Source organism: Xanthomonas translucens pv. cerealis (assembly GCF_006838285.1).
GTDB classification, from domain to species: domain Bacteria; phylum Pseudomonadota; class Gammaproteobacteria; order Xanthomonadales; family Xanthomonadaceae; genus Xanthomonas_A; species Xanthomonas_A cerealis.
The window spans coordinates 273,127-290,709 of sequence record NZ_CP038228.1 but is presented as its reverse complement, the minus strand read 5'-3'; the positions used below and the strand labels follow the sequence as shown (position 1 = coordinate 290,709).

19 protein-coding genes and 1 tRNA gene are annotated in these 17,583 nt (G+C 60.8%); 6 read left to right on the top strand and 14 right to left on the bottom strand.

Features of this window, described 5'->3' with window-relative positions; all coding sequences use genetic code 11:
* Positions 1 to 99: 99 nt before the first annotated feature.
* The 8 genes from E4A48_RS01295 to E4A48_RS01260 all read right to left on the bottom strand — a co-directional run bounded on the left by E4A48_RS01295 (position 100) and on the right by E4A48_RS01260 (position 7,787).
* The gene (locus tag E4A48_RS01295) at positions 100 to 1,110 is read right to left on the bottom strand and encodes a hypothetical protein (RefSeq protein WP_142741746.1); all 1,011 of its coding nucleotides are present in this window, start codon (positions 1,108 to 1,110) and stop codon (positions 100 to 102) included.
* Positions 1,111 to 1,188: 78 nt separating this feature from the next.
* Positions 1,189 to 1,683 (bottom strand): hypothetical protein, encoded by a 495-nt coding sequence (locus E4A48_RS01290; protein WP_142741745.1) that lies wholly within the window; start codon positions 1,681 to 1,683, stop codon positions 1,189 to 1,191.
* A 51-nt stretch (positions 1,684 to 1,734) separates the two neighbouring features.
* Positions 1,735 to 2,214 carry a hypothetical protein gene (locus E4A48_RS01285; RefSeq protein WP_142741744.1) on the bottom strand — a complete coding sequence of 160 codons (480 nt, stop codon included), beginning with the start codon at positions 2,212 to 2,214 and terminating at the stop codon, positions 1,735 to 1,737.
* A 12-nt stretch (positions 2,215 to 2,226) separates the two neighbouring features.
* On the bottom strand, positions 2,227 to 2,703 hold the full coding sequence (locus tag E4A48_RS01280) for a hypothetical protein (RefSeq protein WP_142741743.1): 477 nt from the start codon (positions 2,701 to 2,703) through the stop codon (positions 2,227 to 2,229).
* Between the two features lie 15 nt (positions 2,704 to 2,718).
* Positions 2,719 to 3,927, bottom strand: coding sequence for a hypothetical protein (locus E4A48_RS20370; RefSeq protein ID WP_185910697.1), 1,209 nt, complete (start codon positions 3,925 to 3,927; stop codon positions 2,719 to 2,721).
* A gap of 3 nt (positions 3,928 to 3,930) precedes the next feature.
* Complete coding sequence (locus tag E4A48_RS01270) at positions 3,931 to 4,287, bottom strand: DUF4150 domain-containing protein (RefSeq protein ID WP_142741742.1); 357 nt, start codon at positions 4,285 to 4,287, stop codon at positions 3,931 to 3,933.
* 6 nt (positions 4,288 to 4,293) lie between these two features.
* A complete protein-coding gene (locus E4A48_RS01265; RefSeq protein ID WP_142741741.1) occupies positions 4,294 to 5,655 on the bottom strand; it encodes a DUF2169 family type VI secretion system accessory protein in 1,362 nt (453 codons plus the stop codon).
* 14 nt (positions 5,656 to 5,669) lie between these two features.
* The gene (locus tag E4A48_RS01260) at positions 5,670 to 7,787 is read right to left on the bottom strand and encodes a type VI secretion system Vgr family protein (protein WP_142741740.1); all 2,118 of its coding nucleotides are present in this window, start codon (positions 7,785 to 7,787) and stop codon (positions 5,670 to 5,672) included.
* Between the two features lie 229 nt (positions 7,788 to 8,016).
* On the opposite strand from E4A48_RS01260, the gene E4A48_RS01255 reads away from it, so the two are divergent.
* Entirely contained in the window at positions 8,017 to 8,292 is a 276-nt protein-coding gene (locus E4A48_RS01255) for a hypothetical protein (RefSeq protein WP_142741739.1), read from the top strand.
* 21 nt (positions 8,293 to 8,313) lie between these two features.
* Here E4A48_RS01255 and E4A48_RS21400 read toward each other — a convergent pair whose 3' ends face one another.
* On the bottom strand, positions 8,314 to 8,532 hold the full coding sequence (locus E4A48_RS21400; protein ID WP_142741738.1) for a hypothetical protein: 219 nt from the start codon (positions 8,530 to 8,532) through the stop codon (positions 8,314 to 8,316).
* A gap of 171 nt (positions 8,533 to 8,703) precedes the next feature.
* Positions 8,704 to 9,099, bottom strand: a complete 396-nt coding sequence (locus tag E4A48_RS01245; protein WP_142741737.1) for an H-NS histone family protein — start codon at positions 9,097 to 9,099, stop codon at positions 8,704 to 8,706.
* 263 nt (positions 9,100 to 9,362) lie between these two features.
* On the opposite strand from E4A48_RS01245, the gene E4A48_RS20365 reads away from it, so the two are divergent.
* Positions 9,363 to 9,569, top strand: a complete 207-nt coding sequence (locus tag E4A48_RS20365) for a hypothetical protein (protein WP_185910696.1) — start codon at positions 9,363 to 9,365, stop codon at positions 9,567 to 9,569.
* On the opposite strand, the gene E4A48_RS01235 is transcribed toward E4A48_RS20365, so the two are convergent.
* From E4A48_RS01235 to E4A48_RS01220, 4 genes are all read right to left on the bottom strand, one after another.
* Positions 9,566 to 9,817: a hypothetical protein gene (locus E4A48_RS01235; protein ID WP_142741735.1), complete on the bottom strand. Its 252-nt coding sequence runs from the start codon at positions 9,815 to 9,817 to the stop codon at positions 9,566 to 9,568. The two genes, E4A48_RS20365 and E4A48_RS01235, sit on opposite strands and share 4 nt — an antisense overlap.
* Positions 9,818 to 9,876: 59 nt before the next feature.
* Complete coding sequence (locus E4A48_RS01230; protein WP_142743071.1) at positions 9,877 to 11,214, bottom strand: site-specific integrase; 1,338 nt, start codon at positions 11,212 to 11,214, stop codon at positions 9,877 to 9,879.
* A gap of 253 nt (positions 11,215 to 11,467) precedes the next feature.
* Positions 11,468 to 11,541: transfer RNA gene (locus E4A48_RS01225), tRNA-Gly, on the bottom strand.
* Between the two features lie 273 nt (positions 11,542 to 11,814).
* Positions 11,815 to 13,635: an autotransporter outer membrane beta-barrel domain-containing protein gene (locus tag E4A48_RS01220; RefSeq protein WP_142741734.1), complete on the bottom strand. Its 1,821-nt coding sequence runs from the start codon at positions 13,633 to 13,635 to the stop codon at positions 11,815 to 11,817.
* A 160-nt stretch (positions 13,636 to 13,795) separates the two neighbouring features.
* Here E4A48_RS01220 and thiS point away from each other — a divergent pair, with 160 nt between their 5' ends.
* From thiS to E4A48_RS01200, 4 genes are all read left to right on the top strand, one after another.
* On the top strand, positions 13,796 to 13,996 hold the full coding sequence (thiS, locus tag E4A48_RS01215) for a sulfur carrier protein ThiS (protein WP_039005805.1): 201 nt from the start codon (positions 13,796 to 13,798) through the stop codon (positions 13,994 to 13,996).
* A gap of 55 nt (positions 13,997 to 14,051) precedes the next feature.
* Positions 14,052 to 14,846 carry a thiazole synthase gene (locus tag E4A48_RS01210; RefSeq protein WP_142741733.1) on the top strand — a complete coding sequence of 265 codons (795 nt, stop codon included), beginning with the start codon at positions 14,052 to 14,054 and terminating at the stop codon, positions 14,844 to 14,846.
* A gap of 10 nt (positions 14,847 to 14,856) precedes the next feature.
* Positions 14,857 to 15,642 carry a tRNA (guanosine(46)-N7)-methyltransferase TrmB gene (trmB, locus tag E4A48_RS01205; RefSeq protein ID WP_039005806.1) on the top strand — a complete coding sequence of 262 codons (786 nt, stop codon included), beginning with the start codon at positions 14,857 to 14,859 and terminating at the stop codon, positions 15,640 to 15,642.
* Positions 15,643 to 15,708: 66 nt separating this feature from the next.
* On the top strand, positions 15,709 to 17,577 hold the full coding sequence (locus E4A48_RS01200; protein ID WP_039005807.1) for an SLC13 family permease: 1,869 nt from the start codon (positions 15,709 to 15,711) through the stop codon (positions 17,575 to 17,577).
* The last annotated feature ends 6 nt before the right edge of the window (positions 17,578 to 17,583 follow it).

The window sequence follows — 17,583 nt, the reverse complement described above, 5'->3', positions numbered from 1 at the left end:
CCTGAAGCAAGGATTGCCACAAGCGCTAGTAAGGTAAAATTCAAAATATATCGCAAGACATCCGCCACCGCACAGCCGGGTATCCTATTTCCACTCCACTCATGAACCGAGCAAGTCATCGCGATAGCCCGTAGCCAGAATACTCACTGATTCTATTCTATTATCCAGGATATCGAAATTGATCCACAGCAAGAAGTCCGGCAGATACCATCTGGCCACCCCCCAGGTAATATTCTCCTCCCAATGGTCCGGCTGAACCCCCACTCTTTCAATGAGGACAGACGGCGAGTCATCGAAGCTCAGGCCAAAAGGAAGATCTCCGCGCCAGCACTGGTAGTCAGATAGACGATCGCGCACCATATCAATGCCGACGAAGCCGGGAGTGCCATCCGGGGCCGGACGACGTGGATCGAAATAAAGCTCAAACCCGTACTCGCGCTTTCGGTCTACGGCTTCACGTTCAACCGCCCGAACCAAATCGTCGGGTTCGAAATCTCGGAAAGCCTCGCGAAACCGCTCCTCGTTAGCAGAAGCACCGAATAATGATCTAATCACGTCGACGGTGGGATAGTGCGAGACTCGCTCCAGAATGGGCGCTGGCGGGGATAGGATGCCTACGCTGATATCGAACAAACCGGGTATTTCAGGCTTCGCAAGATCACCTGGCATATAAGTCAGGCGGGCATTAAAATAGGGCAGCCAGTAGGAATCGCGCTTATAGGCATGAAGGCTACCCCCGTACCCGGCCGCCTCCATTTTGGCCCTAGCCGCTTCGCGCGTGTCCGACCAGTCAAGGCCAAAGGGCATCAAGCCATCATAGCGACGCATTACGTCCGGAATACCCGACGTAATGGCAATATTCGCGAAGACTAGATTGTCGCTTTTTCCGTGCAATCGTGGCGGCAGCTTCTGCCAGTAATTTTGCTCGGTAAAAGAAAGCAGAATTCCTTGGGAGCTGATCCGCAAAATAGCTTCATAGGGGCTCTTAGGTGGTTTAGCCAGGATCGGGCGCCTTTTGACACCCAACTCCTTGAACATGGCTTCGACACCTTCGTCCGTGGAAAGACAGCCCAAGAGGGCGAAATACTTTTCAACGTCCTTGGTTGTCATGTTTTGCTCATTGTCGGCGGCTCAAGGCCAGTATTCAATACTTTTGTCTAGGAGCGATTCTCTGCCCGCCCGATAATTCTAGTTTACGCCTTCTGCAGGGGCCAAACCGAAGCAGCGTATACGGCCATTTTCACCGCCAAAATCAGCAGCGAGCTCGACACCATTGCAAATCCAGACGTCAACATCGCCGTACGACGTACAGTCGGGCAGCGAATTGGTGGAAAGATGACGCTTGACCTCATTCCTGCTCATTGCAAAATTCAGTCCAAAGGGTAACGGCCCGGCATAGTCTACCTTACTCTCGCCCTTTGCCCAAAAAGCTACATCTACAAGAACCCACGGTCCTTCATCGACGTCATGGTAAGGAATCTTCTTGAGCAAGCCGACGTCGTTGAATCCCATGTGGATTCCATGATCGAAGTCCGACCAACGAAGCTGCCCTTTTAACTTCTTGGAAAGCGGTCTGAGCTGATCAAGCGTGATTCCAAACTTGCCGAAAATAGCCTGGACCCGAGCATCGTCGGTGTCTTTGCCGATCGTATCTACGAGATGTTGGGGTTCTGGATAGTTCATAGCTTTCTAATGGGGCGATGGGCAGGCAGCTGAAACCTTGGAACAATTCCGTCACTCCCTGATTGGAGCCTGTAAGCCTACCAACTTTACCTCCTGGCTCTTCACATCATAATTCACTACTAGTCGGTGGCTTCCCTTATCCCACACGTCTGCAACGATATTGGAGGTGGAGGGCTCACCGAGAAATTCTTTAATTTGCTGTCGCGACAATTCGAAACGCACACCATAGGGAATTTCGCCACGATATCTTGGACTACCATTCAGGCCGGCACGAAAGACCGCATGGGTCAGGATCCACGGCCCTTCCCCAACATCATGGTAGGCGCTGGGCTCCCTCAAACCCGCATCCTCGAATTCAAGCTGTATGCCCAAGCTTTTATTGACAAACTCCTTCTCGCCTATCACGCCTTCGATAATTGGCCGCAGATCGAACTCCTTTATTTGAAAGGCTTCCCTGATGACTGAACCGCTTGCGCTGCCCAGTGACTTATCGATTGCAGCAATAAATTTGACCGGCGATGGATAGTTCATGAGGGATCCGAATCAGTCAGTAGGAGGCTGCATTCCTAGTGATTTCACGGCGCCGCTTTTCATGTCATAATTTATAAAAACCTTATGCTGCTCTTTCTTCCACACATCCACTCTCGGGCTGCTCTTAGTCGGCGGACCTAAAAGATCAGACAATTCATTCTTGCTCATGTCAAACCTGATGCCATAGGGAAGCACGCCGGGATACGCGTTTCCTCCACCTTTTTCCGAGCGCAAAAAGACCTGATCGAGCACCCAAGGACCTTCGCCTATGTCGTGATAAGGTATTTCGCGTCTTTGCCCTTCATCCTCGAACTCCAGTTGAAGGCCGCGCGTCTTATCCTCATATATCCGTCGACCCTGCTCATTGAGGGGGTCCGGACGAAGGTCTTTTTCTTTGAGATTCAGCGCCTCAAAAAGACGTGCACCCTGTTCACTGTCGTGAATTTTACCCAGTGCATCGATGATGGTCTGTGGATCGGGATAGTTCATAACTCGCCTCAACACTTAAAGAATATTTTTCCACGGATCGGTCGTCCTTTTCCCGCTAACAAAGTCGTCCAACACCTTATCCAAAAACTGATCATACTGCTTGTTCGTGATTTTTCCAATTTCACCAGTGGCCTTCTGCAAAGCGCCCAGGCATTTGTGGTGCTTATCACTGCGCCGCATGTTCTCGCGATGCTGATGCGCCTCGTCATGCGCAGTTTTCTGAAGGTCGGATGCTCCCAGCTTGTTATTTTGGTTACTATTTGTGAGGCCCTCCCCATGTATTTCCTTCGGGACGCTTACGGTGAATGCATGCCTCCCGATCCTGTCTTTCAGCGCTCTTCTTTCGCCTGCATCCAAATCGATTTCTTTGCTTCTGGCGATCTGAAGCGCGCGCTGCAATAGGGCAGCCTGCGGCGGTATGTGATCCCGTTCCAGCCCGACGCTTTCAGCGTCGAACTCTTGAAGCTTTCCATAGGGTCCCTTTTGGCCGCATTCAAGGGGCTTCTTCTGCTTGACCTTCTTGCCGGGTGCCGCCTCTCCCGCTTCCTTGGCTCGCTCCTCTGCCAAGTCCTTGGCCTCCTTCTCGGCTAGGTCCTTGGCTTCCTTCTCTGCCCCTTCTTCCGTGAGCTCCTTGGTCGCTTTTGCCGCCGCCTTCTCACTCTTCATCGCGCGTCTGGCCGCTTTGGCGCCGCTGGCGGCCCAACCGGCAAATGGGATCGCCGAGGCAAACGACAGTCCCGCACCGACATAGTCGCCCCGTGCCAGGCTGACCAGGCCGCTGGCCACATCGGCCACATCCCCAACAACCGGGATTAAGCCCGCGACGTCCAGTGCGACCTGAGTGCCGTCAAGTATAGCCTCTCCGTTTTTGGCCCAGAATGTCCCCTCTTCCTCAGTCTCATCCTTGACGGGAGGGTTCGCCTTCGTGGCAGGCACAGGGGATGCGCCGCTTTCTCCAACCACTCTGCCTAACGTGTTGCCAGTCTTGAAGTGGGAGAACGGCGGCAATGTCGCCCGTTCCTTTCGCAACATGAAGGCACTTAGCTCGTTGTATTTCTCTTCCTGAAGCTCTCCATAGCTCTGATGGAGGTTGTTCCCCTGGAAATCCGTGCCATAAATGTCAGCGATAACGCCGCCGTTGGGGCCGGTCTGCAGCATAATCGTTTGTTTGCCGCCAATGGCGTTGGCGGATTGCCGGAGCGGGATGGTTTCTATAACGCCCATCCGCTACGCTCCGTTCATCCAGAACAGATCGCCATGACGGATGACCGGACGTTTCTCTGCCCGGACCGTGAAACTGTGCTCCTTGGGATAGCAATTGGCCTCAACGGTGCCGCTCTTGATCCCTGTCGCCCTACCGGCGGCGTCACCCAAGGTCTTCGGCACCTTGCTCATGCTGAACACTACAAGGGGGTGTCCGTTGGCATTTACGCTGCCGGCCACCTGTACCGCATCCTGCAGCTCCGCGGTCACCGGGTACGGCACCGGCACGACAGCGCTGCCCATCGGGGTCTTGCAGACGTCAGGCGCAACGTACACCACCCTCCAGCCGGACTGCTGGCGCGCCACATAGTTATCGGCCATCTGAATTCACTTCACGAGAGATGGAGCGGAGGTGGCCCGGCGTACCAATGCCGCCGCGGGGTTGGTCTCGAAGCGTGCCTCCAGGACACGAAGCGGTGTTCCGGCAGGCAATGACATGCGGTGCGTCAGGGTCAGCGTCAGGGTATCGGTATCGATGATGACGGTATCGGTCATCATCGGCATCGGCGCGACGGTGCCGTTACGCAGCCGCATGAGCAGGAACGGCCGATGACACGGCAGATCGAACCACGCCAGCCCCTCCCTTGTGAGGTAGGGGTCGACCAGGTTGGTCAATTCGAAGCGTGCATCCGGCGCCAGAAACGGTATCTGTTGATCGACGGGTGCGGCGTTCCAGTAGCCGAAGTCGAAATCCTCCGGCAACTTTGGCCAGCGGTGATCGAGCCAGGCCGCATCATAAGTGCCCGCCAGGTGCACCCGAGGTGCCCAGGCACGTCCGACAGCACCGAATCCGGCTGGCGTTTCGCCATACCCTTCAGCGATCTGCGTCATCTTGAACGCGTCAATCGGCTCATCCGGGTGCCGGATGAGGCAGGGCTTGTCGATTGGCGCATGTGGGTATTCGAACTGCGGGGCAAACCAGCCTTCTGGCCCGTTGACCCCGTCCTTGCCCGCAAGCGTGAACTGTCGTTCCTCAAACCAGCCGCGGCCCAGCGGATTGCTATAGCAAACTTCATCCAGCAGATCGGGGGGCTGGCGCGGATCCTCCAGATGCGCAGGATTGGCAACGCGGGAACGACCACCCCAGGCGTTTTCCCACCGCAGGGCAACGCCAGCAACCGGTTCGGGGTTGGTCAACTGCCAGCGCCGCAGCAGGCCGCGACGAAAACGGCGTGGCCCGCTGACGCGCAATGTCTTGTCGAGCAGTATCTCGTATGTTGACCGAGCGGCGAGTTCCCGTTTGGCACGCGCGACCTCCTGCTGCCAACGCTGCAGCTGCGCCGGGCTCGGTGCCATGTTGGGGGCCAGACCATAGGGAGGCGCGATTTCCGGCACCGGAACCGCCGGCAACGGTCGGCTGATGCGCAGGCGACTTTCCCACTGCGCGCTCGGCCGTCCATGAGGGGCATGCGCATGGCCTCGAACCAGCACGTCGCAGAACGGCTTGTACGGTGCCAGATCGCTCTCCTCACGCACACTGCTCTCGCCGGTTTCGCCGTAGTATTCATCGGCCAGACACAACGGCACAGGCGCTTCGTCCTGCACAAGAGGATGGAGGTACCCCGGATTCTGCGAGTCCGGCTCAAGTCTATAGGCGATCTTCATCGCCACGACCGTGTGTTCCTTGTCGTCAGGCGCGAGCGAGGAAAAGCACAGCGCGTCGAACGGGGTGAGGTTGCGGAATTCCATGCCCAGCCTCCGGATCAATTGATGTCCACATCCTTGCCGTTGATCGAGACTGGTCCGCTGGCGGTGAAATCGAAGGTTGCGCCGTTGATGAGTACCGTGCCGTCCGATCGCATCACCAAGGTGGACTTGCCGACCGTCACCACGAACTCGTCGCCGGCATCGATGTGGTAACGCTTGCCGACCTTCGTGGACTTGTTTTGCCCAATCTGCGCGCTCTGCGACAACCCAACGGTCGTGTTCATCGCCGCACCCACGCTGGTCTGGTAGGCGGCACCGATGGTCAGCGCCTTCGCCAGACCGATTGTCTCGGCTTTCGCCAGGGCTATGGTTTCCACCTTGTTGCCGCCGATGGTGACACTGCGATTGTTGCCGATCTGGATCGTCTCATCGATACCGACATCCTCGGTGCGATTGTCTCCGACAGAGATCGTCTCGTTGTGGTCGACGCGCTCGGTGCGGTGGCGTTTGACCTGTACGTTCTCGTCGCGATCGATGGTCTTCTTGCGGTCGTTACCTACCCAGTGAGATTCGTCGTGCTCGACCTCTATGCGCTGGTCCTTCTCGGCATGCAGCCAGACCTCCTCATCACCCTTCTTGTCCTCGAAGCGGAATGCGTTCGCGTTCTCGTACTCACCCCCATGACTGGATCGGGTCAGGAAACCGGTTTGAGTCTTGTTCGCCGGCAACTCCCACGGCGGCATCTGCTCCTGATTGGGAACCAATCCGGTGATCAGAGGACGATCCGGATGCCCGTCCAGGAACTGAACAATTACCTCCTGCCCAATGCGCGGAATCGCCACGAAGCCGAAACGGTCGCCGGCCATAGGTGTGGCTACCCGCACGCGGCAATAGCTTTTCTCGTTGTACTCACCGACGCGGTCGTTGTGGAATTGCACCATCACACGGCCATATTCGTCACAGTCGATTTCTTCGCCGGCGGGACCCACGACCAGCGCGGTGTGCAGGCCATAGACCCGCGGCATGAGGCTGTTGTAGCCGCGCCCAGGTCGCCAAGGCACCTTCTGCCGAACGGCAACAGCGGAATTGCTGTAGCGGGCGGGCTCATTGCCAAGGTGATTGTTGACGACTTCATGATGGACACTGACGACAAAAAATCTGCGATCCTCTTCTGGATCGCGATCGTGTTCGAAATGCTCGACCAGATCGAAGTAACGGTTGGGCTGCAAGCGGGCCGCGTTACCGCGGCTCTCGTAATGCTTGGCCTTGGCCTCGATCTCTTCCAGGCTCAGCTTCGCGCGTTCCTCGCCCTCCGCTACGGTCCGGAACCCGTAGGCGCCGGTATCTTCGTAGATCTCCAGCTCCGGCACGTCGCCCTGCTGGTTCACCGTGGCGATACTTGCCGCTGAGGGTCGACGCGGATTCTTGAAGTCGAAGCTCGACACCGCATAGCGTGTGGGGGCCAGCCGGCGCGCGGGCGACCATTCGGCGATCGCGTCGTCGTCGTCGGGGCCGCCCTCGGTGAAATAGCGAATGAGCGGCACCCCATCGATCGGTGCCACCTGTTTGGAATCGTCGCAGAGCACCAGGGTGTGGCCATCTGCTCGATGCTCGTAGCCGTAGTACCAGCCCCGCGTCTCCCACCAACGATGCAGGAAGTTCGCATCGGATTCCTGCCACTGCATTGCCTCGGTCTGCGTCGCATCGGAGGTCGCCCCAACTTGCAGGCGATAATCGTGGAAGCGGTAGCGGCCGAGTATCTCGTCGGTAAGCGCAGCGACGGTTTTCTGGTGCAGAGGGCCGCTATTCTGACGCGATCGCAGAAACGCCATCCACGGGCGCAACACCATGCGGTAGTGCGCAATGCCACCGTCTGTGCTGGTACGCCCGAACTCGAATACGTAGCCGTTGAAGTAGCGAGGGCCGCCGTCGCGGCGCACCAACTCGATGGTGGCCATCTTGCCTATCAGCGACTTGGCGGGGATCGCTGCGTCCTCGGAGAGGAGCGTCAAGGTGTACTCGAAATCCCGAGACAGCGCCTCGTCTGCAACCAGCTTCTCAGGGAGCAGGACCGCGGAAAGGCCGTCGTCGTTTGGAAAGCTCAGTCTCATCAACCGCGAGGTCTGGCGTTCCAGCAAAGCGGAGAGCGCTGTAGCTGCAGTGGGGAGCCACATTGTTCGATTCTTCCATGGAGAACAAGTAGTTCCATCATAGCGCGACGGCCGGCATAAAAACCTGAACTTAAAATGACTCCAGGCTGAATCGACCGAGATTGGCCCTTAGCCCGAAACCCTGCGAGCTCGGCGCTACAATGGGTACGCAGGGGGCGGGATCGGAATCTCGCCACAGTAATTGTCTGCGTAATGCGACGCACAGGGCGACGGCGCCGCCCCAGAGCAGATCATGGAGCGGTTCGCCGCGCTCACCAATACCATCGTCTCGGTGCTGCGCAAGCCCAAGGCACGGATGGAGGCGCTAATGCCGGAGATGTTGGAAAAGCGGATCGATGGACTGATCGGCGGCATGGGCACCTTGCGCACGACAGCCGAGCAGATGTCCCCAAGGCGATACCCGGTCCCCAGTGTCGCCTTCACTGATCAAGGCGCGGCGTATGACTACGCCAAGCACTGGATGGCCACGTGCTATGTGTCGAGCACAGGCTCAGTAAGTGCAGCCTAGCAGCCCCGCTTGGCATCAGTCCTAACCTTCCACGTCTGTAAGCTCATGCCAAACCAAGATCTCTTTGATTCGTCGCCCAATGAACTCGGCATCCTGAGCAGTGAGCGCTTTTGTCTCAATGATCTGCGCCATGCCAGCGAACGCGCGTAAGAAATGGCATCTGTCAGGACTTGATACTCGCAACGCCGGCACCGCATCGTCCAAGCGGTCAAGGTGGGTTCGCAACTGGGCTCTGTCCATAGCTCATAGTATCGGCGGCACTGTCGCAAAGTTTGAGACACATGGCCGCACCCTCCTCGGTGAGAAGCCGGCGTGGGAGGGCCTAGCGTCCTTCTACGCCCTTTTGCGTGACGCAACCCCGCTAGGCTTCCCATTTGCTAAAAAGCATCACACCACGGGGCTTTGTAAAGCTCACCCCGGATACTTAGGAAACTTCTCATCCGGATGCTTGGCTTTCCATTCCTTGTAAGACGCACTGCCCTGCCAAATGGTGAAAGCCTTAGGCGGACGGCCACGCCCTGACCATGTCTCTTGGTTGTGGGGCAGCCAATACTTCGGCGCCACTTCTTTCTTTGTGGAAGCAGCTTTCTTCGGCTTGGCTATCCCAACACCAATCAGAGCGGCAATCTCTGATTTCTGCTTTGCACTGAAATGACCACTGTATTGGTCGAGAAGCTTGATGATCTCCGAATAAGTTTCGGACGATTGCTGCTGGCGCAGCTGAGCTTCCTGCTCTTCCAACTTCCGAATTTCGGCTGCCAATTTTTCCTTGGCAGCGGCAAGGGCACTTAGAGACGCGTTTTTCATTCGAAACTGATCCAGTCAATTGATTAGTAAATTATTCGCGAAAAATCGAGCCCAGTAAAGCCCTACTTCTCCGATCACAAGCTCGGCTTGCGCTCTCGATAGTTTAAAATTGTTACGCAAGGCCTACACCTGTTGACGTTCTTTTAGGAAAAATGACGTCACGCGCCCCTCGCCGCCTGAACATCTAACATATAGAGCCAACAACTTGACATGCTCTATTATTCGATTACAAGAAGCAAGCCACCTCTATCAAAAACACCCACATGAAAATCGAAGATTTTTGGAACCAAGCCTTCATCGCAGCTCTGACCAGACTCCCCGTTGAGCAAGCTAAACAAGAAGCCACAGATGCACTCAATGCATGTATTGATCATTGGAATGAAGAAGGCCGTCAATATTTTCCCCAACTCCCGCAACGTTGGTCTGATGCGGAAATCACCTCAATTCCGAGACAGGGAAAGGATTTCTAAAGCTGATGTCCGGCAGGAAATGGCTCGGGATTCTCCTCAAATGAATATCCCAATTCCTCCGCTCTTTGTATTGCTTCTTCTTTGGTCGACCCACTACAAACAAACACATAGGGCGGCGGATCGGTTAGCACTAAAAACCACTGCGGCGGATCGGTCAGCGTTGCATGCCCATGCTGAGGATTTGCCTCAACAAGAATCACTTTGCGACTCTGCCGTTGAGGCTTCGATTTTTGGTTTCCATATGCCATCTATACACCTCATGCGGTTTTAGATATCCAAACCTAGCGAAAATTGGTTGAGGATCGCTCTAATTCTTGGTCTTTGAAGAGAAATAGTGCACTCGATAGAGCGGCAAAGCGACAGGCGGTTTGAAGCGCGCCAACGTCGCTACACGATCCGGCAACGACCGACGATCAATGTAGAACTTCTCCAACACCCCCTGACCTCGCGCATGGCCGGTGATCGCCGCAATGGCTGAGGCCGACACACCCGCTTCATCCAAACGCGACGCAATGGTGTGGCGAAAGCCATGAAAGCCTTGCCCCTTCGCCGTGATCCCTTGACGTTTAATGTAGACCGAAAACTGTCGACTCAACTGTCGACCAAAGCCCAGTCCGGTGCTATTGGGCAGATGAGGAAAGATCTGCGTGTATCCTGCTTGGCGCACCTCATCGATATAAACCAGAAAACCAGCATCGATCACCGGCTTGGCCAACGGCACAAAACGGCGGCTGTTCTTGTTCTTGACGCTCTGCCCCTTTCCACCCTGTCGCACGAAGAACCCTGGCACCCCATCGATCGTGTCGATGTCCTCCACTCGAAGCTGCGCGATCTCATTCACCCGCGCCCCTGAGTAAAGCCCGAGCATCGGGCCGAACCACCGATGAGGATACTTTTTGGCCCACGCCGGGAAGGCGACAGGATCGAAGATCGCTTTCAACTCAGCATCGGTGAAGGGCTCACCTGTGTCGTCAGCATCTGGTGTAGCAATCGCCCGGATACCCGCCAGCGGGTTACTTGCCAAAAGCCCTGCCGAGACCAGCGACACCAAGAACACCGACAAGCGCTGACGGTGCTTGGCAACCGTCCAGGCAGCAGGCTCGGGAACCTGATTGGTTTGGGCAAGCGCCACCACCTCCATGACCGCAAGACCCTTATAGGGTGCGCGCTTGGTCGCATTCGACGGCCACCACCGCACGACATCGAAAAAGGCGCGCACATGGTCTGCCGTTAACTCGGACACCGCCAGGTCCTGCCCAACGGCGCCCGCGAACAAACGTAGCGAGTGGCGGCTTTCAAGCACCGTCTTACTGTGGAGCTTGGCGCGACCCAAGTCCCCCAAGTGATCCGCAATCGCTTTGGACAACAGCGGGCCAGATGCTTTGGCCTTGCCTGTGCGCCAGCCACTTGGCTTGGCGCGCGCGGCATTTTCACTGGCTGGCTCGCGCAACAGCTCAGCGAACAATGCTGCGTCTTCGGGGGTGTCGATCTGGGCTTTACCGAGATGCGTGCCATTAGGCAGCGTCACATCGGTCAATGTGAGTTCGCGCAGTCCTTGTTCTCGAATGCGGCGCAGCACTTCGTCCAGATCCACGGTCATCCCTTTCCGCATGGCATCGAATGCCATCGATAGTGCCATCCCCATGTAGGCAGACACCAGACGCGCAGCGTCGCCGGGGCGAAGATGGAGAGGACGAACGAGATATCGCGAGCCGACTTGCCCCCGCAAATCAACAGGAACCAAGAAGCGCACATAGAGGCCTGAAGGCCGATGCAGCAAGAGGGGCTTGGGCAAAAAACGATACCTCAAACGATACCTTGGGAGGTCGTTCGAGGCGGTCTTCAGTCGGGAGGAATAGCCAGCGCGATCAACAACTTAGCGCTGCAACTCGCGAGACTGGAGCGGGCGAAGGGAATCGAACCCTCGTCAGTAGCTTGGGAAGCTACAGCTCTACCATTGAGCTACGCCCGCGTCGCCGGTGCAGTCTATGCGGTGGGCCGGCGGTTGCGCAAGAAATCGGTGTGACCACGCGATCGCTCGGGCGCCGGCGCCCGAGCGATCGTGATGCCGATACTTGCTTGCAGGTTGGGATGTGTTGCGGGAGAAGCTTCAGCCCCGACGCCCTACCGATAAGGCGTCGGGGCTGAAGCCCCTCCCACAGGGAACCGGTTTGGCGGCGCGCAGCCTGACATTCCCTCGTGCCCGGCGCATGGCCGGGCACGAGGGACAACAACGACGCCGCGCTTAGAAGCTGCCGCCAAAGTTCACGAACAGCGAGGTGTCGTGCGCGCGGCTCTGGCCGGTGGTGGCGGCGATGCCGACATTGCTCTCCAGGCCAAACACCTTGGCCCGCGCGCCCAGCACCACCGAGGCGTAGTTGCGGTCGATGGCCAGGCCCGGCACCGCGTAGGCGCCCAGGTCGGGCATGGTCTGCAGCCACGCGGTGGCTTGCTCGCCCTTCTTGAACTGGTGGTCGTAGGTCGCCTGCAGGTACGGCTTCACCGCGCCCGCATCGAGGCTGGCCTTCCAGCCGACGCGGCCGACCAGCGAGTCGACGTCCTGGTCGTAGTAGCCCAGCGCGCTGGAGTTCGGGTTGCTCTCGGTGTAACCGTCGCGCTTGACCTTCTGCCAGATCGCCGCGGCCACCGGGCCATGCTTGAACGCGCCCTCGCCGAATTCGTAGCCGCCCTGCAGCGCCGCGGTCAGGTTGCTGCCGTCCGGCGAGCCGTTGTGCTCGACGGTGGCTACGCCCAGGTTGACCTTGCGCTTGACGTCGTAGCTCAGCCAGCTGTAGCTGAGCTGGGCGTTGACCCAGGCGTGCTCGCCATACCAGCCGGCGAAGCCGCCCAGGGTGCTGTCGTCCTGGGTGTAGTCGCCGCCGCGGTTGCCGAAGTCGGCATCGACGCGGCCGAAGCCACCGAAGCCGCCGAACACCCATTCGCCGCGCGACCAGTCCACGCCGAACAGGCCGGCCGGGGCCAGGCCGTCGTACAGGTCGCCATGCGAATAGCGCTGCATGTCGCCGCGCAGGTTGCCCCACCAGCGCATGCCGTCCGCTTCCGGGCGGCCGTCGACGTGCCAGGCGACCTGGTCGGCGCGGGCGCGGCCGGTGACCTCGGCCGAGTGGCTCAGCACCTGCTGCAGGCGCGGGCCTTCCAGGATCGACAGCGCGTACTGCGCCAGGATTTCGTGGGTGCGCCCGGTCGGGTGGATGCCGTCGGCGAATACGTAGCTGTTGGCGGCGTCGGCGCTGACGTAGCTGGTCGGGTTGCAGGTCAGCGACTGCGCGGTGATCTGCGGCTGACAGGCGGTGCCGGTGGAGTTGCTCAAGCCATAGGTGGACGGGCTGGCGATCACTTCCTGCAGCAGGTGGAAGGTATCCACCGGGATCACCTGTAGCCCGGCGCTCTTCAGCCCGGCGAACAGCGCGGTGTTGTAGCTGCCGGCCAGCGCGGTGCCCTGCGCCATCGCCGTGGCGCCGCCGGCGCGGAAGCGCGGGGTGAGGCCGACATCGGGAATGGTGGTGACCATGACGTAGCGCGCGCCGGCGTTCTGCAGGTTGGCGACGATGCCGACCTCGGCCGTGACCGCGTTGCCGATGGTGGTCTGCGCCGGCGCTCCGGCCGCGACCGCGAGCAGGTCGTTGGCGCCGCCCCACACGCTGTACAGCGCGTTCGGGTCGGCCTTGCCGCCGTTGGACGCCAGGTAGTTGCCGGCTTGCGTCGCCAACGACGGCGCCATGCCCAGCGCGCTGGGATTGGCCAAGCCGACGCGGGCGTTGCCGGCGGCGTAGTCGTCGCCGATCTGGCCGTTGCCATTGGCGTGGCCATCGGTGTGGTAGTGGTCGGCGATGTACTGCGCCCAGACCCAGTCCGGATTGGTCGTGAACTGGCCGGTCACCGCCTGCACCGAGGCCGGCAGCAGCGGCCGGTAGTAGCCGGCGTCGGTCAGGCTGTCGCCGAAGAACACGGTACGGCTATAGCTCTGTTGCGCGAACGCGGGCGCGGCGGCGAGCACGATCGCGGCGGCCAGCAGCGAGCGGAGTGGACGGATGGACGAAGTCATGGAGGCCCTCCCGGGCGATGATGAAGGTGACTCGAGGTACGACCGGAACATACGCAGCCGCATGGCAGGCATGATTTCACCTTTGCCCCCTTACGCTCACGTTGCACTGCCGCAATACTATCGCGCGCCTGACGGCACGCCACTGCACAATAATGATGACATGAACATCGAATTGAACGGCCAGGTCCGCCCGCTTCAGCCCCACACCACCATCGCCGCCCTGCTGCTTGAGGAAGGGCTCGCGCAGCGCCGCGTTGCGGTCGAGGTCAACGGCGCGATCGTGCCGCGCGGCGCGCATGCCGAGCACGCGTTGCGCGACGGCGACCGGGTCGAGATCGTGCACGCGCTGGGCGGCGGCTGAATTCGGCGCGGCGCCCGACTCGGCAGCGCCGGGTGCGATGGGCGATAATCCGGCGATGAACGCTCACGCCCCCCATGACACGCTGGTGATCGCCGGCAAGCCCTACCGTTCCCGCCTGCTCACCGGCACCGGCAAGTTCGCCGATCTGCAACAGACCCGGCAGGCTACCGAGGCCGCCGGCGCCGAAATCGTCACCGTGGCGATACGCCGCTCCAACATCGGCCAGACCCCGGGCGAGCCCAACCTGCTCGACGTGCTGCCGCCGCAGCGCTACACCATCCTGCCCAACACCGCCGGCTGCTATACCGCCGAAGACGCGGTACGCACCTGCCGCCTGGCGCGCGAACTGCTCGACGGCCACAACCTGACCAAGCTGGAAGTGCTGGGCGACCAGCGCACCCTGTTCCCGGACGTGGTAGAGACTCTGAAGGCCGCCGAGATCCTGGTCGCCGACGGGTTCGAGGTGATGGTCTATACCAGCGACGACCCGATCCTGGCCAAACGCCTGGAAGACATCGGCTGCGTGGCGGTGATGCCGCTGGCCGCGCCGATCGGCTCCGGGCTTGGCATCCAGAACCGCTACAACCTGCTGGAGATCATCGACAACGCCAAGGTGCCGATCATCGTCGATGCCGGCGTCGGCACCGCCTCGGATGCTGCGATCGCGATGGAACTGGGCTGCGACGGCGTGCTGATGAACACCGCCATCGCCGGCGCGCGCAACCCGGTGCAGATGGCCAGCGCGATGCGCAAGGCGGTCGAGGCCGGGCGGGAGGCGTTCCTGGCCGGGCGCATCCCGCGCAAGCGCTACGCCAGTGCCTCCTCGCCGATCGACGGGCTGATCGGCTGAGGCCGCGCGCATGACCAATCCGTTCTCCAGCGCTGGCGCCAAGACCCCGCCCAAGCCCTTCACCATTGCCGAAGGGCACCGCCAGGTGCGCAGTTTCGTGCTGCGCCAGGGCCGCTTCACGCCCGCCCAGCAGCGCGCGTTCGACGAACTGTGGCCGCGCTTCGGCCTGGACTACAGCGGCCAGCCGCGCGATCTCGACGCCACCTTCGGCCGCACCGCGCCGAAGGTGCTGGAGATTGGCTTCGGCAACGGCGAGGCGCTGCGCTTCGCCGCGCGCCACGACCCGGCCCGCGACTACATCGGCATCGAGGTGCACGCGCCCGGCGTGGGCCGCGTGTTGAACGCGCTGGCCGCCGACGCCAGCGAGCACGTGCGCCTGTACCACCACGACGCGGTGGAAGTGCTGGAGTATGAGATCGCAGACGGCGCGCTCGACGAAGTGCGCATCTATTTCCCCGACCCGTGGCACAAGAAGCGCCACAACAAGCGCCGCCTGCTGCAGCCGGCGTTCGCCGCGCTGCTGGTACGCAAGCTGCGCGCCGGCGGCCGCCTGCACGCGGCCACCGACTGGGCCGACTACGCCGAGCAGATGTGGGACGTGCTGGACGCCACCGCAGGCCTGGTCAACCGCGCCGGCCCGCGCGGCCACGTACCGCGCCCGGACTGGCGCCCGCAGACCCATTTCGAGACCCGCGGCCAGAAGCTGGGCCATGGCGTGTGGGATTTGCTGTACGACCGGGAATCGGGAGCGGGCAATGCGGAATCGGAACAGCAACCGCCCCCGGCATCCGCTTAGCGCCCGCCTGCGTCAGACCATCGCTTCTGCCATTCTCCATTCCCGATTCCCCACTCCCGGCCCTCAATGGACACCGCGCTGACGCTGACCACCGATATGAAGCTCGTGCTCGGGCTGGTCGGCTTCACGATGGCGATGTTCGTGTTCGAGCGCATCCGCGCCGACGTGGTCGCGCTGGTGGTGCTGGTGGTGCTCGGGGTGACCGGGCTGGTCGCGCCGGAAGAGCTGTTCAGCGGTTTCTCCGGCAACGCGGTGATGAGCATCATCGCCACCACCATCCTCGGCGCCGGGCTGGAGCGCACCGGCGCGCTGAACCGGCTGGCGTCGTGGCTGCTGCGCCGCGCGCACGGCGTGGAAGAGCGGCTGATGCTGCTGACCACCGGCATCGCCGGGCTCAATTCCTCGTTCATGCAGAACCCCTCGGTGATGGCGCTGTACCTGCCGGTGGCATCGCGCCTGGCCGCGCGCACCGGGCTGACCCTGCAGCGCCTGCTGCTGCCGATCGCCGCGGCGATCGTGATGGGCGGCGCGCTGACCATGGTCGGCAACTCGCCGCTGATCCTGCTCAACGACCTGCTGCAGTCGGCCAACAACAACCTGCCCTCGGGCATGGCCACGATCGAGCCGCTACGCATGTTCGCGCCGCTTCCGATCGGCGTGGCGCTGCTGCTGGCCTCACTGATCTACTTCCGCGTGCGCGGCGACCGCACGCTGATGGAAGAGGAGCAGCTGATCAACAACGGGGTTACCCCGGCACGCACCGAGAGCTACTTCGCGCGCACCTACGGCATCGAGGGCGACGTGTTCGAGCTGATCGTCAGTGCCGACAGCCCGCTGGTCGGCATGACCCTGGGCGAGGCCGAGACGGTGCACGACGCGCCGCTGCTGCTCGCGCTGAAGACCGGCAACGACACGCGCCTGGCGCCACCGGCGGACATGCGCATCTGGGTCGGCAGCGTGCTCGGGGTGATGGGCGCGCGGCAAGAGGTGGCCGATTTCGCGCAGAACCAGTTCCTGCGCCTGTCCTCGCGGCTGCGCAATCTCGGCGACCTGTTCAATCCCAGCCGCGCCGGCATCTCCGAGGCGGTGATTCCGCCGACCTCGCGCTTCATCGGCAAGTGCGCGGCCGAACTGCGCCTGCGCAAGCAGGCCGGGATCAGCCTGCTGGCGATCAACCGCGACAAGCAGGTGATCCGCGAGGACGTGCGCAAGGTGCCGCTGCGCGCCGGCGACATGCTGGTGTTCCACAGCATCTGGCAGGACCTGGCGCAGGCCTCGGAGAGCCGCGACTTCGTCGTGGTCACCGACTATCCGAAAGGCGAGCACCGCCCGCACAAGTTCAAGATCGCGATGACCATCTTCGCGCTGACCATCCTGATCGCACTGACCAGCAAACTGCCGGTGGCGCTGACCCTGATGACCGGCGTGGCCGGCATGCTGCTGACCGGCGTGCTGCGCATGGACGAGGCCTACGCCTCGATCAACTGGAAGACCATCTTCATGATGGCCGGGCTGATCCCGCTGGGCTGGGCGATGGACAGCAGCGGCACGGCGGCCTGGGTCGCCGGCCATACCATCGCGCGGCTGCCCGAAGGCGTGCCGGTGTGGGCGCTGGAGATCGCGCTGGCGCTGCTGACCACCGCGTTCTCTTTGGTCATCAGCCACGTCGGCGCGACCATCGTGATGGTGCCGATCGCGGTCAACCTGGCGTTGGCGTCTGGCGGCAATCCCACCGCGTTCGCGCTGATCGTGGCGCTGTCCGCATCCAACAACCTGATGACCGCGTCCAACCCGGTGATCTCGATGGTCACCGGCCCGGCCAACTACCAGCCGCGCGAACTTTGGCGGGTCGGCGCGCCGCTGTCGCTGATCTATACCGCGGTGGTGGTGTTGATGGTCAACCTGATGTCGATGACCTGGTGGGGCGCGTTCTAGGCGCCA